The sequence below is a fragment of the Promicromonospora citrea genome (assembly GCF_013004695.1).
Lineage (GTDB): Bacteria > Actinomycetota > Actinomycetes > Actinomycetales > Cellulomonadaceae > Promicromonospora > Promicromonospora citrea.
In genome coordinates, this window is record NZ_JABEMG010000004.1 from 22973 (window position 1) to 36808 (window position 13836).

Here is a 13836-nt window from a genome sequence, read left to right on the forward strand (position 1 = left end):
CCGCATGTCGAGGTGGGTGGTTCTGCCGGGCGCCGTCGGTGCCGGGGCGCAGCAGGAGACGCTGGTGGCGGCGCTGAGCGGGGCGCTCGGCGAGGAGCCGGCGCTCGCGGGCGGCACGTGGACCGTGCTCGGGTCCGGTGACGTCGTCGTCGACGGCGAGGTCGACCCCGGCACCGTCGCGCGCTCGGTCGACGCCGTCGTGCTGCGCGCGCTCGGCGCGGAGGCGGCCGCGTCGCCCGCGCTGGTGCGGACCTCCGCCCAGTGGCGCGAGGTGATGCGCAACAGCCCGTTCGCGCCGGGCGCCACCGGCACGCAGCAGGTGCTCTTCGTGCGCGACCTGCCCGAGCCGCGTCTGCGCCGCGCGCTCGTCGGCCGTGACTGGGGCGGTGACCAGGTGGTGGTCCGCGGCCGCGAGGTCTACCTCCGCTACGCCGGCTCGGTCGAGGGCAGCCTCGCCCGGCACGCGACCGTGCTGCGCTACCTCGACGCCGTCGGCACGGCGCGCGGCTGGGCGGACGTCCGCGCGACGGCCGAGGTGCTCGCGGGCGCGCTGGTCTGAGTCCACCGGGCCGCGGCTCGCCCGTCCGGGCTTCCCTCCCCGGCCCGTGCACGGCAGACTCAGCACCAGACTCAGCACCAGGCCCAGCACCAGCACGACACCGACGACGGGAGGCCCGGCGATGGCGCGGGACGCGTCCCTGTCGACCCTGCCCGAGCCCGGCGCCGCCGACGAGAGCGGACTGCCGGTGGGCAGCGGGCGGCAGCGCGCCATGGAGCTGCTCGCGGCCGTACGGCGGCAGGGGCGCATCGAGGTCAGCCAGGCGGCGCGCATGCTCGGCGTCTCGCAGGAGACCGTGCGGCGCGAGCTGCGCCGGCTCGAGGCACAAGGGCTGGTGCGGCGCAGCTACGGGCTCGCGTTCCCCGTCGAGACGAGCTCGTTCGAGACCGCGCTCTCGCAGCGCCAGGAGAGCTTCCCCGAGGAGAAGGCCCGCATCGCGGCCGAGGCCGCGCGGCGCATCGGCGAGGCGCAGACCATCTTCGTCGACGAGGGGTTCCAGCCGCTCCTGGCGGCCCGCGCGCTGCCGCAGGACCGGCCGCTCACGGTCGTCACGTCGTCGCTGCCCGTGGCCACGGAGCTCTCCGCACGACCGAACGTGCAGGTGATCATCATCGGCGGCCGGGTGCGCGGCAAGACGCTCGGCGTCGTCGACGGGTCGGCGGTCGACATGCTGCGCACCTACCGCCTCGACCTGGGGCTGATCGGGGCCAACGGCGTCACGGTCGAGGACGGCCTCACCACGCCGGACCCGGTCGTCGCGAGCGTCAAGGCCGCGGCGGTCGAGGTGTGCCGGCGACGCATCTTCCTCGGCGCGCACCACAAGTTCGGTGTCACGAGCTTCGTGCGGTTCGCCGGCCTCGACGACTTCGAGGCGATGATCACCGGCACCCAGCTCGGCGCGGCGCGGGCGCGGGCGTTCCACGCGGCCGGGGCCGAGATCGTCCAGGTCTGAGGGCGGTCGGGCCCCGCGGACGGCTGACCGTTCGGCCCTGCGGCACGAGCAGTTCGTGCCCGGTCCGGCACGCGGTTTCCCGCCGTCGGCGCGGTCGAAAGGCCTCGAACCGCGCCGGTGAGCCCTGGTCCGCCGCCGCCCGGTGTGCACGGGCGCGGGCCCGGTGTGCCCGCACCTGTGCGATACCACAGCGGTCCTGACCGTTTCGATTTCACCCTCGTTGACCCCGTTCCGGGGCAGGAACACGATGTGGCGATCCCGTGGCCCACCCGGACCGTTCCCCAGGTCAGGGCGGGCGCCACACGACACGACACGCCTCACGACGACGTGACACGAACGATCGCAACGTGACCGAAAGGGTCGAAGCAATGATGCTCACGAAGACTGCGCGCCGGAAGGCGGCGCCCGCCGGAGCCGCGGCCGCGGTGCTGGCGCTCACGCTCACCGCCTGTGCCGGTGCCGGCGGCGGCAACAGCGGCACCTCGGGCGAGGACGGCGGCCCGGTCGAGCTGACGCTCGCCACCGTCAACAACCCCCAGATGAAGGACATGGAGGAGCTCAAGTCCGCGTTCGAGGAGGAGCACCCCGACATCACGGTCAACTTCATCCAGATGGAGGAGAACGACCTGCGTGACGCCGTCACCAAGGACGTCGCGACCGACGGCGGCCAGTACGACATCGTCACCGTCGGCTCCTACGAGGTGCCGATCTGGGCGCAGAACGGCTGGCTCGCCGACCTCACGCAGGACCTCGAGTCGGACGCCGACTACGACGTCGACGACCTGTTCCAGCCGGTCAAGGACGCGCTCACGGTGGACGGCTCGCTGTACGCCGTCCCGTTCTACGGCGAGTCCTCGATGCTCATGTACAACAAGGAGATCCTCGACGAGGCCGGCCTCACCGTGCCGGAGCACCCGACCTGGCAGGAGGTCGCGGACATCGCCCGCGAGGTCGACTCCGACGAGGTCGACGGCATCTGCCTGCGCGGCAAGCCGGGCTGGGGCGAGGTCTTCGCGCCCCTGACCACGGTGGTGCAGACCTTCGGCGGCACCTGGTTCGACGAGAACTGGGACGCGCAGGTCAGCTCGCCCGAGTTCACCGAGGCCGTGCAGTTCTACGTCGACCTGGTCGAGGACGCCGGCGAGTCCGACCCGGTGTCCACCGGGTTCACCGAGTGCCTCAACAACGTGAGCCAGGGCCGCTCGGCGATGTGGGTCGACGCGACCGTCGCGGCCGGCCTGCTCGAGGACCCCGAGTCGTCCCAGGTCGCGGGCAAGATGGGCTACGCCCACGCGCCCGTCGTCGAGACCGAGGAGTCCGGCTGGCTCTGGTCGTGGAACCTCGCGATCCCCGAGACCACGCAGCACCGCGCCGAGGCTCTGGAGTTCATGAAGTGGGCCACGAGCAAGGAGTACCACCAGCTCGTCGGTGAGGAGCTCGGCTGGAGCCGCGTGCCGCCGGGGGCCCGCACCTCGACCTACGAGATCCCCGAGTACCAGGAGGCGGCCGCCGCCTTCGCGCCCATCACGCGCGACATCATGCTCGCGGTGAACCCGGAGCAGCCCGGCGTCGCGCCCCAGCCGTGGACCGGCATCCAGTACGTCACGATCCCGGAGTTCCAGGACCTCGGGAACCAGGTCTCGCAGGACCTGGCCGACGTCTTCGCCGGGCGCAGCGAGCTCGGCCCCGTGCTCGACAACGCCCAGGAGCTCGCCCAGCAGGCGGGCGACGCCCAGAAGTAGCCGCACCGCGGGCGCGGGGAGCACGGCTCCCCGCGCCCGCAGGCCGAGCCCCAGGAGCTCTCATGACCACCCTCGTGTCCCCGCCGGCGGCGAGACCGGCCCCGCAGCCCGTGCGCAGCACCGGCGGCAGGCGGCGGCAGCTCGCCGTCTCCCGCGCCCTGCTGTGGCCCGCACTGGCCACCTCGATCGTCCTGACCCAGATCCCGTTCGTCGTGACGATCTACTACTCCCTGCAGCGCTGGAACATGCTGCGCCCCGGCGACCGCGGCTTCACCGGGTTCGACAACTACGCCCGCGTGCTGAGCAACGGCTCGTTCCTCTCCTCGCTCGGCTCCACCGTCGCCGTCACCGGCACGTCGGTGGTGCTGTCCACGCTGCTCGGCCTGCTGTTCGCCGTGCTGCTCGACCGGAAGTTCGTCGGCCGCGGCGTCGCCCGCACGCTCATGATCACGCCCTTCCTCGTCATGCCCGCCGCGGCGGCGCTCGTGTGGAAGTGGTCGATCCTCGACGCCGCCACCGGCATGGCCAACTGGGGCCTGTCCCTCGTCGGGCTGCCGCCCGTCGCGTGGAACACCGAGGTGCCGATCGTCACGATCATCTTCGTGCTGACCTGGCAGTACACGCCGTTCGCCATGCTCATCCTGCTCGCGGGCCTGCAGGCCCAGAACAAGGACGTGCTTGAGGCGGCCGCCGTGGACGGCGCGGGCGTGTTCCGCACCTTCACCGCCATCACGCTGCCCCACCTGCGGCAGTACGTCGAGATCGCCGTGCTGCTCGCCTCGATCATGCTGCTGCAGGTCTTCGACCCCATCGCGATCATGACGCGCGGCACCGGCGGCACCAAGACGCTCTCCTACCTGCTCTACGAGCGGGCGTTCGTCGGCCTCGAGGTCGGCGAGGCCGCGGCGTACGGCGTCATGACCGTGCTGGTCACGATCCTCGTCGCGTCCGTGGCGCTGCGCACGCTCTTCAAGGTCTTCTCGAAGGAAGGGATCGACCGATGATCACCTCACGTCTGCGCGGCACGCTCGTCACCGTGCTCACCTGGGTGCTCGTGCTCGGGTTCTTCTTCCCGGTCGCCTGGATGGTGTTCACCGCCTTCAAGCCCGAGCACCAGGCCGCCACCGTGCCGCCGACGTTCGCGCCCGAGCTCACGCTCGACGGGTTCCAGGCCGTGTTCGACCGCGGCATGCTGCCGTACCTGATCAACTCGTTCAGCGCGAGCGTCGGGTCCACGCTGCTGGTGCTCGCGCTCGCCGTCCCCGCGGCGTACGCGCTGAGCATCCGGCCCATCGAGAACGTGCGCGATGCGCTGTTCTTCTTCATCTCGACCCGCTTCATGCCCGTCGCGGCGTCGATCATCCCCGTCTACCTGCTCCTGCAGTCGGTCGGCGGGCTCGACAACATCACGTGGCTGACCGTCCTGTACGTCGGCGTCAACCTGCCGATCGCCGTCTGGATGATGCGGTCCTTCCTCGCCGAGGTGCCGCGCGAGATCATCGAGGCCGCCCAGCTCGACGGCGCCCGCCTCGGCACCGAGATCTTCCGCGTCGTGCTGCCGATCGTGCTGCCCGGCGTCGCCGCGGCCGGCCTCATCTGCTTCATCTTCGCGTGGAACGAGTACTTCCTCGCCAACCTGCTCACGGCCCAGGTCGCGCGCACCACCCCGCCGTTCCTCACCAGCTTCGTCGACGGGCGCGGGCAGTTCCTCGCCGTGCTGTCCGCCGCCGCGACGGTCGCCATCGTGCCCGTCGTGCTGGCCGGCTGGGTCGCGCAGAAGCAGCTCGTCCGTGGCCTGGCGATGGGGGCGATCAAGTGACGCTCGATCTCGCCGGTACGACGGCGGCGCAGGCCCCCGCCCGGGACGGCGCCGTCGGGCTGCCGCCGTACGACCGCACGGGGCTGCGCCCCGGCATCGTGCACCTCGGCGTCGGCGGGTTCCACCGCGCGCACCAGGCGCTCGCCGTCGACGAGCTGCTGCGCCGCGGCGAGGCCCGCGACTGGGCGATCTGCGGCGTCGGCCTGCTGCCGGGCGACGCCGCGATGCGCGACGCGCTCGTGCCGCAGGACGGGCGCTACACGCTCGTCACCAAGCACCCGGACGGCGCGCTCGAGGCCCGGGTCGTCGGCAGTCTCGTGGAGTACCTCTACGCGCCAGACGACCCGGAGGCGGTGCTCGAGCGGCTCGCCGACCCGGCCACCCGGATCGTGTCGCTGACGATCACCGAGGGCGGGTACAACTTCGACCAGGTGACGGGCGAGTTCGACGCGACGGCGCCCGCCGTCGTCGCCGACGCCCGCCCCGGCGCCGTGCCCACCACCGTGTTCGGCTACGTGGTCGAGGCCCTGGCCCGACGCCGGGCGCGCGGCGTGCCGCCGTTCACCGTCATGTCCTGCGACAACGTGCAGGGCAACGGCGACAAGGCCCGCGCCGTCTTCTCGGCGTTCGCGGCGCTGCGCGACCCGGGGCTCGGCGCCTGGGTGCGCGACACCGTCGCGTTCCCCAGCTCGATGGTGGACCGGATCACGCCCGTCACCACCGACGAGGACCGGGCGCTCGTGCGCGAGTGGTTCGGCGTCGTCGACCGGTGGCCCGTGGTCGCGGAGCCGTTCTTCCAGTGGGTGCTGGAGGACGACTTCCCGCTCGGCCGACCGCCCCTGCAGGACGCGGGCGTGCAGCTCGTGGACGACGTGGAGCCGTACGAGCTCATGAAGCTGCGGCTGCTCAACGTGGGCCACCAGGCGCTGGCCTATCTGGGGTGGCTGAGCGGCTACCGGTACGCGCACGAGGCCGTGGCGGACCCGCTGCTGGCCCGGTTCGTGCGCGACTACATGGACGAGGCGACGCCGACGCTGCGTCCCGTGCCCGGCGTCGACCTCGAGGAGTACAAGACGACGCTGCTGGAGCGGTTCGGCAACCCGGCCGTGCGCGACACGCTCGCGCGGCTGTGCGCCGAGACCTCCGACCGCATCCCGAAGTGGCTCGTGCCGGTCGTGCGCGAGCGGCTGCGCACCGGGGGCGACGTGACGCGGGCCGCCGCGATCGTCGCGAGCTGGGCGCGCTACGCCGAGGGCACCGACGAGCAGGGCGCGCCGATCGAGGTGGTCGACCGGCTCGCCGACACGCTCGGGGAACGTGCCCGCGCGCAGCGCGACGGCGACCCGCTCGCGTTCCTGCGCGACCCGGCGCTGTTCGGCGACCTGGTCGACGAGCCCCGCTTCACCGGCCCGTACCTCGAGGCGCTCGGGACGCTGCACCGGGCGGGTGCCCAGGCGACGCTCAAGCAGCTCGTGGAGGGCTGAGGCTCAGCTCGCCAGGCCCGTGCGGAAGGCGTGCACCACGGCCTGCACGCGGTCGCGCAGCCCGAGCTTGGTCAGGATGCGCGACACGTACGTCTTGACCGTCTCCTGGCTGATGACGAGCCGCTCGGCGATCTCGGCGTTCGACAGGCCGTCGGCGATGAGCCGGAGCACCTCGAGCTCACGCGGGGTCAGGCCGGAGTCGTCAGGGGCGCCAGGGGGCCGGATCCGCTCGGCGTACCGGCCCACCAGCCGGCGGGTCACCTCGGGGGCCAGCAGCGCGGCCCCCGAGGCGACCGTGCGGACGCCCTGCAGGATCTGCGCCGCCGGGGCGTCCTTGAGCAGGAAGCCGCTCGCCCCGGCGCGCAGCGCCTCGTAGACGTACTCGTCGAGGTTGAACGTCGTCACCACGAGCACCTTGACCGGCTGCTCGACGCCCGCCCCGGCGAGCAGCCGGGTCGCCTCGATGCCGTCGAGCACGGGCATGCGCACGTCCATCACGACGAGGTCCGGCCGCAGCCTGCGCGCGAGGTCGACGGCGGCGCGCCCGTCGCCGCACTCGCCGACCACCTCGATGTCGGGCTGCGCGTCGAGGATCGTCGCGAACCCGGTACGGATCAGCACCTGGTCGTCGCACACCAGCACCCGGATCATGCGCGACCCGCCGCGGCCGGGGGCACCGGGGCGCCCGTCGGGATCGTGGCGCTCACGGCGAAGCCGCCGCCGGCCGTGGGGCCCGCGGCGAGCGCTCCGCCCACGGCGTCCACGCGCTCCCGCAGGCCAGCCAGACCGCGCCCGCTCCCGCGCGGCGCGCGGCGGCGCAGGTCGGCGGCTGCCGCCGTCGTCACCTCCACGGAGATCTCCCGCTCGTCGTGCCGGACGCGTACGGCGGTCGCGGCGCCGGGCGCGTGCTTGAGGGCGTTGGTCAGGGCCTCCTGGACCACGCGGTAGGCCACGAGCTCGGCGCTGCCGGAGTCGTGGGCCGGCGTGCCCTCCCGCACGAGCTCGACGGGCTGGCCCGCCTGCCGGGTGTGCTCGACGAGCGTGTCCAGCTCGCCCGTCGACGGCGTCCGGGCGGGGCCCGGCGCTGTGTCCTCGTGCCCCGGGTCGAGCACGTCGAGCAGGTGGCGCAGGTCGGTGATCGCGCGGCGGCCGGTCCCGGTCACGGCGTCGAGCGTCTGCTCGAGACGGTCCGGGGCCGCCGTCAGGTACCGCGCCGCCTCCGCCTGCACCACCATCGCCGTGACGTGGTGGGTCACCACGTCGTGCAGCTCGCGCGCGATGCGGGAGCGCTCGGCCGTGCGCGTCTCCTCGGCCACGCGGAGCCGGCGCTCGGCGTCGGCCGCCCGGGTCGACCGCAGCCAGGCGCCCGCGGCCCAGATGACGGCCAGCGCGACGAAGAACGTCACGTACTCGTCCGGCCGCTCGTCGGCGCCGAGCCGGTCGAGGGTCACCGCGAGCGCGACGTACGCCGCGGCGAGCAGCCCCGCCACGAGCGCCCGGCGCCGGGCGAGGTGGACACCCGTGCTCAGCAGCGCGACCGGGAAGGCGTTGCACGCGAACGACGGGTACGCCAGCAGCTGCGCGAGGGCGAACCCGCCGGAGACCAGCAGGACGCAGACGACGGGCCGGCGGCGCCGCACCGCCAGCGGCAGCGTCAGCAGCGCCATCGCCAGGAGCGCCCACCCGTCCAGCGGACGCGCGGGCAGGTCGCCGAGCCGCGTGCCGTACTCCCGCAGCACCGGCACGAAGCCGGCGCCGAGGTGCAGCAGGGCGAGGGGGAGGTCCCGGACGGTGACGTCGAGCCGGTGCCAGCGGTCGAGCGCACCGGACAGCCACCGTCCGGGGGAGGACGTCAGGTCGGTCACGCGGGGAGCCTAGCGGCGTCCCGCGCCGCGCGGGCCGAGCGCCGCAGCGGCACGATCTCGCCGCGCCGGTGCGCGACCACGAGGAAGACGACGGCGGTCGCCGCGCAGAGCAGCACCGAGAACACGCTGCCCTCCGGCCCGAACGCTCCGCCCGTGACGAGCACGTTCCCCGACGTCGCGGCGTCGAGCAGGCCCTGCGGCGTGTCGTTGCCCGACACCTCCGTCGAGAACAGCGCGCTGCCCGCGACGTTCCAGCCGAGGTGCAGGCCGATGGGCACCCACAGGCGGCGGGTCGCGACGTACGCAGCGGTCAGCATGCCGCCGGCCTCGATGGCGATGGCGATCGCGCCCCACAGGGTCGCGTGGGGGTTGAGCAGGTGCGCCAGCCCGAACAGCAGGCCGGTCAGGGCCAGGGCGGCCCAGGTGCCGAGCCATCCCTCGGCGAACCGGAAGAGGACGCCGCGCCACAGCAGCTCCTCCGTCACGGCGACGCCGGCCATGAAGCCGAGCAGCCCCAGCGCGCCCGGCACCGTGCCGAGCCCGTGCACCGTGTAGCCCCCGAAGGCCGCGATGATGCCGATGACGGCGGAGAACACGCCGAGGCCGAGCAGGGTACCGAGGCCCAGCGACCGGGCGGCGCCGTCGGCGGCGAGCTCGGTCACCGCACGGCGCTCGGTGCGCCGCACCACCCAGGCGTAGAGGGCGAGGCCCGCGACCGCGGTCGCCAGGCCGACGACGACCGTCAGCCACGGGTCGTCCTGCACGAGGACGAGGGCCTGCCCGCCCAGGAACGAGACGGCCACGACCGCCACCAGCTGCCACACCAGACGCACGACGACTCCTTCTTTCGGTTCCGACTTCCGTACCCCGAACGCTAGGGAGACCGGCCCCGCCGGGTCGTCACCGCGGGGTGGGCAATCGGGGTCGCTCGCACGGGGGACACGGACCGCGCGAGACTGGGGGCGTGCAGACCGTGCTGGACACCCTTCGCGCCGAGCTCGTCGCCCACCCGTCGAACGCGTGGGCCCGCGAGCTCGGCTGGCAGCCCCTGTACGCCGCGGCTCCCGGCGCGCGCGTCGTCGTCGTCGGGCAGGCGCCCGGCCGCAAGGCGCAGGCCAGCGGCGTGCCGTGGGACGACGCGAGCGGCGTGCGCCTGCGCGCGTGGCTCGGCGTCCCGGACGAGGTGTTCTACGACCCCGCGCGGTTCGCGATCCTGCCCATGGACTTCTGGTACCCGGGCAAGGGCACCTCGGGCGACCTGCCGCCGCGCCCGGACTTCGCGCCGCTGTGGCACCACAGGATCCTCGCCGAGCTGCCGGACGTGCGGCTCATGGTGCTCGTCGGCGCCTACGCCCAGAGGTACTACCTCGGGGCGCGGGCGCGGGGCACCCTCACGGAGACGGTCAGGGCCTGGGCCGAGTACCTGCCCGACGCGCTCCCGCTGGTGCACCCGTCGCCGCTGAACTTCCGCTGGCTCACCCGCAACCCGTGGTTCGAGCAGGAGGTCGTGCCGGCCCTCCGGACGCGGGTCGCTGAGGCGCTGGGGGAGGGATGACGGTCAGCCCCGGTCAGCGCGGCTCGGCTCCCAGGCGAAGCCGTCGGGGTCGGTGACCTCGCCGAGGTCGCCCCGCAGCACGATCCGGTGCGAGCCCGACCCCTCGGGCGGCACGCCGGCGTCCTTGGCCAGGGCGCGGCGCTTGTAGAGGCCGAAGCCGATGGGGCTGTCGCCCATCGCGAAGTCGACGTACGAGCCGAAGCTCTTGCCGACCCGCAGGCCGTGCCCGGCGTAGAACGTCTTGCTCGCGCCGACGTCGGCCGCGCCGAGGAGCAGGACGACCTCGTCGATGCGGCGCTCGGCCGGGCGGGTGTCCTTCTTCGCGGACGTCGCGACCTTCCAGATCGCGCCGTCGGGCGCCTGGACGACGCCGCCGGTGCCCCACAGCGACTTCGCGACGGGGCGCAGCACGGTGGCGCCGGCGTCGACGGCGCCGTCGAACAGCGCCCTGACGTCGGCCGGCTGGCTCGCGATGACGGACAGGTGGTAGCCGCGGAACCCGCTGGTGGGGGCGTCGGACTCGCGCAGGTCCAGCCGGTCGCCGAGGTCGAAGGCCGTGTCGTAGAAGGTGCGGGCGGTGGTCAGGTCGGTCACCTCGAGCGTGACGGCGTGGATGTGCGGTGTGTCGGTGTGTGCCATGCCTCCGACGCTAGGTCCGAGCCCCGGGTCGGCGCTTCTCGATTCCTGACCGGCTGGTTGACTCCCGATTTACAGCGCTGTAAATTCCGGGCGGTCGCCGCGAGCAACGGAGTTCGAGCAGGGAGAAGCATCGGTGAGCAGTCACGTGAGACCCGGTCTGAGCCGCCGGTCCTTCCTGGCCGGGTCGGCCGCGCTCCTCGCGCTCGGGGCGGCGGGCTGCGCGCCGTCGTCCCGTGCCGCCGGGGGCGTGACCCTGCGGTTCTACGAGCAGAAGCAGGAGGTCGTCGCCTACTTCGACGAGCTGCTGCGGCGCTTCGAGCGCGAGCGGCCGGGCATCGCCGTCGTGCACGACAGCACCGTCGCCATCGCGCCACAGTTCGTCCGGAACGAGCCCGCCGACGTCGGCTGCTTCAACGACAACCTCGAGCTCGCCCGGTACGTCGAGCGCGGCGTGCTCGGCGACCTGTCCGACCTGCCGTCCGCGCGCACCGTGCGCACCGACATCGGCGAGCTCACCGACCAGTACGCGACCTACCCCGGCCGCACCAGCGTGTTGCCGTACTCGCTGGCCGCGGCCGGCGTCATCTACAACAAGCGGATCTTCGCCGACCACGACCTGCCCGTGCCCGCGACCTGGTCCCAGTTCGTCGACGTGTGCGAGGAGCTGCGGCGCGCCGGGATCACCCCGGTCTACGCGACCGACCGCGACACGTGGACGCTCTGGCAGGGTCTGTTCGACTACTCCGTCGGCAGCCTCGTGGCACCCGGCGAGTTCTTCCGCCGGCTCACGGAGCAGGGCACCGACGTCGGCCCCGACTCGCCGGTCTCGTTCGAGAAGGACTTCGCCGTGCCGATGGAGCGCGCGCGGACGATCTCGACCTACTTCAACGAGGACCACGCCGTGCGCGCGTACGCCGACGGCAACCTCGCGTTCGGCCGCGGCGAGGCGGCCATGTACCTCCAGGGCCCGTGGGCGCTGAGCCAGATCGCCCTCGTCGACCCCGACCTCGAGATCGGGACGTTCCCGCTGCCGGTCTCCGAGGACCCCGACGACCGGCAGGTGCGGGTCAACATCGACCTCGGCCTGTGGATCCCGACCGCGTCCACGCACCAGGAGGAGGCACGCGAGCTCGTGGAGTTCCTCATGCGGCCCGACGTCATCAACGCCTACAACGCCGACAACCTCGCGTACTCGACGCTCCAGGACGCCCCGCCCCAGCAGGACGAGCGGCTCGCGGGCCTGCAGGAGTACGTCGACCGCGCGGCCTTCTACCAGGGTGCCGGCACGTTCGTGCCGACGTCGATCCCGCTCGGCAACTACCTCCAGGAGGCGATCCGCAGCGGCGACTTCGAGAGCATGCTGCGCACGCTCGACGCCGACTGGCGCCGCCTCGCGGGACGGGAGGCCACGGTATGACCGCGCTGCCCACCCTCCCCGCGGCGCCGGACGCGCCCGCCGCCCAGGACGCGCCCGCGCGGCGGTCCCACGGTGGACGGGTCGAGCCCGTCCACTACCTGTTCCTCGTGCCCACCCTCGTGGTGTTCACCGCGTTCGTCGTCGTGCCGGCTCTCATCGGCATCTTCTACAGCCTCACCGACTACGTCGGGTTCGGCGAGTGGTCGTTCCTGGGCGTGCGCAACTACGCCGCGCTGTTCAGCGACCCGCGCATCCTCGAGTCCTACGGGTTCACGCTCGGGTTCGCGCTGGTCACCGTCGTCGTCGCGCAGGTGGTCGCGCTGGCGCTCGCCGTCGCCCTGACCCGGCGCATCCGGTTCGCCACGACGCTGCGCACGGTGTTCGTCATCCCCATGGTCGTCGCGGGCATCGTCGTGGCCTACGTGTTCAACTTCCTGTTCTCCAACTCGCTGCCCGCGCTCGCGACCGCGGTCGGGTTCGGGCCGCTCGAGGAGAGCATCCTCGGCAACCCCGACCTGGCCTGGTTGTCCATCGTGATCGTCTCCGCGTGGCAGACGATCCCCGGCGCCCTGCTCGTCTACACCGCGGGACTCACGTCCGTCCCCAACGAGCTCTACGAGGCGAGCGCGCTCGACGGCGCCTCGCCGTGGCGGCAGTTCCGGTCGATCACCCTCCCGCTCGTCGCGGGCTTCGTCCTCATCAACACGATCCTCGGCGTGAAGGGGTACCTCGGCGTGTACGACGTCATCGTCGGCCTCACCGGAGGCGGACCCGGCACGGCGACCAGCAGCGTCGCGATGACCATCTTCGGCGGCTTCACGGGCGGCGACTACGCCTACCAGATGGCCAACGCCACGGTGTTCCTCCTCGTGACGGCGCTCATCTCGGTCGCCCAGATCGTCGCCACCCGCGGACGGGCGGTCCGGCTGTGACCACTGTCGAGACGCCCCTGCGCCGGCGCAGGGGCCTGCACCGGACCAACCGGCTCCTGACCGTCCTGCTGGCCCTCGCCACCCTGACCGTCCTCGCCCCGCTGTACGTCACGGTGTCGATGGCGTTCAAGACGAGCGAGCAGTCCGCGGACGGCAACGCGTTCTCCCTGCCCGCGCCGCTCAACCCCGCGAGCTTCGCCGAGGCGTGGCAGCTCACCCGGTTCCCCGTGGCGTTCGGCGTCTCCGTGGGGGTCGCGGCGCTCGCCGTCCTGCTCACCCTGCTGCTCAGCTCGCTGGCCGCCTACGCGATCGCGCGGAACTGGGCGCACCGGTTCTTCCGGTGGTCGATGATCTACCTGCTCGTGGCCCTGTTCCTGCCGTTCCCGGTCGTCGCCCTGCCGCAGATCCAGCTCACGGCGCTCACCGGCCTCGACAACCCCGTCGGCGTCGGCATCCTGCACGCGATGTTCCAGCTCTCCTTCAGCGTGCTGCTGTACACCGCGTACCTGCGCTCGATCCCGATCGAGCTCGAGGAGAGCGCGCGGATCGACGGCGCGAGCACGCCGCAGATCTTCTGGCGCATCGTCCTGCCGCTGCTGGGCCCGATGAACGCGACGGTCGGCATCTTCGCGTTCCTCGCGTCGTGGAACGACTTCATGATGCCGTCGCTCATCACGTCCGACCCGGCCCTGCAGACGCTGCCCGTGGTGCAGAACATCTTCCAGAGCCAGTTCGGCACCGACTACAACGTCGCGTTCGCCTCGTACCTCATGGCGATGGCGCCGACGATCGTCGTGTACCTGCTCGCACAGCGCTGGGTCATCAGCGGCGTGACGCAGGGCGCGGTCAAGCACTGAGTGTGTGTTCTCCGT

At 72.8% G+C, this 13836-nt stretch carries 14 protein-coding genes; 10 read left to right on the top strand and 4 right to left on the bottom strand.

Annotated elements, in window-relative coordinates; translation table 11 throughout:
* The first annotated feature begins 4 nt into the window (after positions 1–4).
* The 6 genes from HLB15_RS01635 (at position 5) to HLB15_RS01660 (ending at position 6556) form a co-directional block, all read left to right on the top strand.
* The gene (locus HLB15_RS01635; protein ID WP_171103038.1) at positions 5–559 is read left to right on the top strand and encodes a DUF1697 domain-containing protein; all 555 of its coding nucleotides are present in this window, start codon (positions 5–7) and stop codon (positions 557–559) included.
* Positions 560–680: 121 nt separating this feature from the next.
* Entirely contained in the window at positions 681–1511 is an 831-nt protein-coding gene (locus HLB15_RS01640; RefSeq protein ID WP_229785714.1) for a DeoR/GlpR family DNA-binding transcription regulator, read from the top strand.
* Between the two features lie 371 nt (positions 1512–1882).
* The gene (locus tag HLB15_RS01645; RefSeq protein WP_229785713.1) at positions 1883–3253 is read left to right on the top strand and encodes an ABC transporter substrate-binding protein; all 1371 of its coding nucleotides are present in this window, start codon (positions 1883–1885) and stop codon (positions 3251–3253) included.
* A gap of 62 nt (positions 3254–3315) precedes the next feature.
* A complete protein-coding gene (locus HLB15_RS01650) occupies positions 3316–4257 on the top strand; it encodes a carbohydrate ABC transporter permease (protein WP_171103041.1) in 942 nt (313 codons plus the stop codon).
* Positions 4254–5072 carry a carbohydrate ABC transporter permease gene (locus HLB15_RS01655; RefSeq protein WP_171103043.1) on the top strand — a complete coding sequence of 273 codons (819 nt, stop codon included), beginning with the start codon at positions 4254–4256 and terminating at the stop codon, positions 5070–5072. Before HLB15_RS01650 ends, HLB15_RS01655 begins: the two co-directional genes overlap by 4 nt.
* Positions 5069–6556 carry a mannitol dehydrogenase family protein gene (locus HLB15_RS01660; RefSeq protein WP_171103045.1) on the top strand — a complete coding sequence of 496 codons (1488 nt, stop codon included), beginning with the start codon at positions 5069–5071 and terminating at the stop codon, positions 6554–6556. Before HLB15_RS01655 ends, HLB15_RS01660 begins: the two co-directional genes overlap by 4 nt.
* 3 nt (positions 6557–6559) lie before the next feature.
* Here HLB15_RS01660 and HLB15_RS01665 read toward each other — a convergent pair whose 3' ends face one another.
* Genes HLB15_RS01665 through HLB15_RS01675 form a run of 3 tightly spaced genes read right to left on the bottom strand, consistent with a single transcriptional unit; the run spans position 6560 to position 9254 of the window.
* A complete protein-coding gene (locus HLB15_RS01665; RefSeq protein ID WP_171103047.1) occupies positions 6560–7207 on the bottom strand; it encodes a response regulator in 648 nt (215 codons plus the stop codon).
* Positions 7204–8421 carry a sensor histidine kinase gene (locus HLB15_RS01670; RefSeq protein WP_229785712.1) on the bottom strand — a complete coding sequence of 406 codons (1218 nt, stop codon included), beginning with the start codon at positions 8419–8421 and terminating at the stop codon, positions 7204–7206. Before HLB15_RS01670 ends, HLB15_RS01665 begins: the two co-directional genes overlap by 4 nt.
* Positions 8418–9254 (bottom strand): CPBP family intramembrane glutamic endopeptidase, encoded by an 837-nt coding sequence (locus HLB15_RS01675; RefSeq protein ID WP_171103049.1) that lies wholly within the window; start codon positions 9252–9254, stop codon positions 8418–8420. Before HLB15_RS01675 ends, HLB15_RS01670 begins: the two co-directional genes overlap by 4 nt.
* 131 nt (positions 9255–9385) lie before the next feature.
* On the opposite strand from HLB15_RS01675, the gene HLB15_RS01680 reads away from it, so the two are divergent.
* Positions 9386–9976 carry a uracil-DNA glycosylase family protein gene (locus HLB15_RS01680; RefSeq protein WP_171103051.1) on the top strand — a complete coding sequence of 197 codons (591 nt, stop codon included), beginning with the start codon at positions 9386–9388 and terminating at the stop codon, positions 9974–9976.
* A gap of 3 nt (positions 9977–9979) precedes the next feature.
* On the opposite strand, the gene HLB15_RS01685 is transcribed toward HLB15_RS01680, so the two are convergent.
* The gene (locus HLB15_RS01685) at positions 9980–10615 is read right to left on the bottom strand and encodes a VOC family protein (RefSeq protein WP_171103053.1); all 636 of its coding nucleotides are present in this window, start codon (positions 10613–10615) and stop codon (positions 9980–9982) included.
* 133 nt (positions 10616–10748) lie between these two features.
* On the opposite strand from HLB15_RS01685, the gene HLB15_RS01690 reads away from it, so the two are divergent.
* From HLB15_RS01690 to HLB15_RS01700, 3 genes are read left to right on the top strand one after another with little or no spacing between them, the layout of a single operon-like run.
* Positions 10749–12032 carry an ABC transporter substrate-binding protein gene (locus HLB15_RS01690; RefSeq protein ID WP_308424954.1) on the top strand — a complete coding sequence of 428 codons (1284 nt, stop codon included), beginning with the start codon at positions 10749–10751 and terminating at the stop codon, positions 12030–12032.
* Positions 12029–12964: a carbohydrate ABC transporter permease gene (locus HLB15_RS01695; protein ID WP_171103055.1), complete on the top strand. Its 936-nt coding sequence runs from the start codon at positions 12029–12031 to the stop codon at positions 12962–12964. Before HLB15_RS01690 ends, HLB15_RS01695 begins: the two co-directional genes overlap by 4 nt.
* On the top strand, positions 12961–13821 hold the full coding sequence (locus HLB15_RS01700; RefSeq protein WP_373291129.1) for a carbohydrate ABC transporter permease: 861 nt from the start codon (positions 12961–12963) through the stop codon (positions 13819–13821). The genes HLB15_RS01695 and HLB15_RS01700 overlap by 4 nt, the downstream gene beginning before the upstream one ends.
* Positions 13822–13836: the final 15 nt, after the last annotated feature.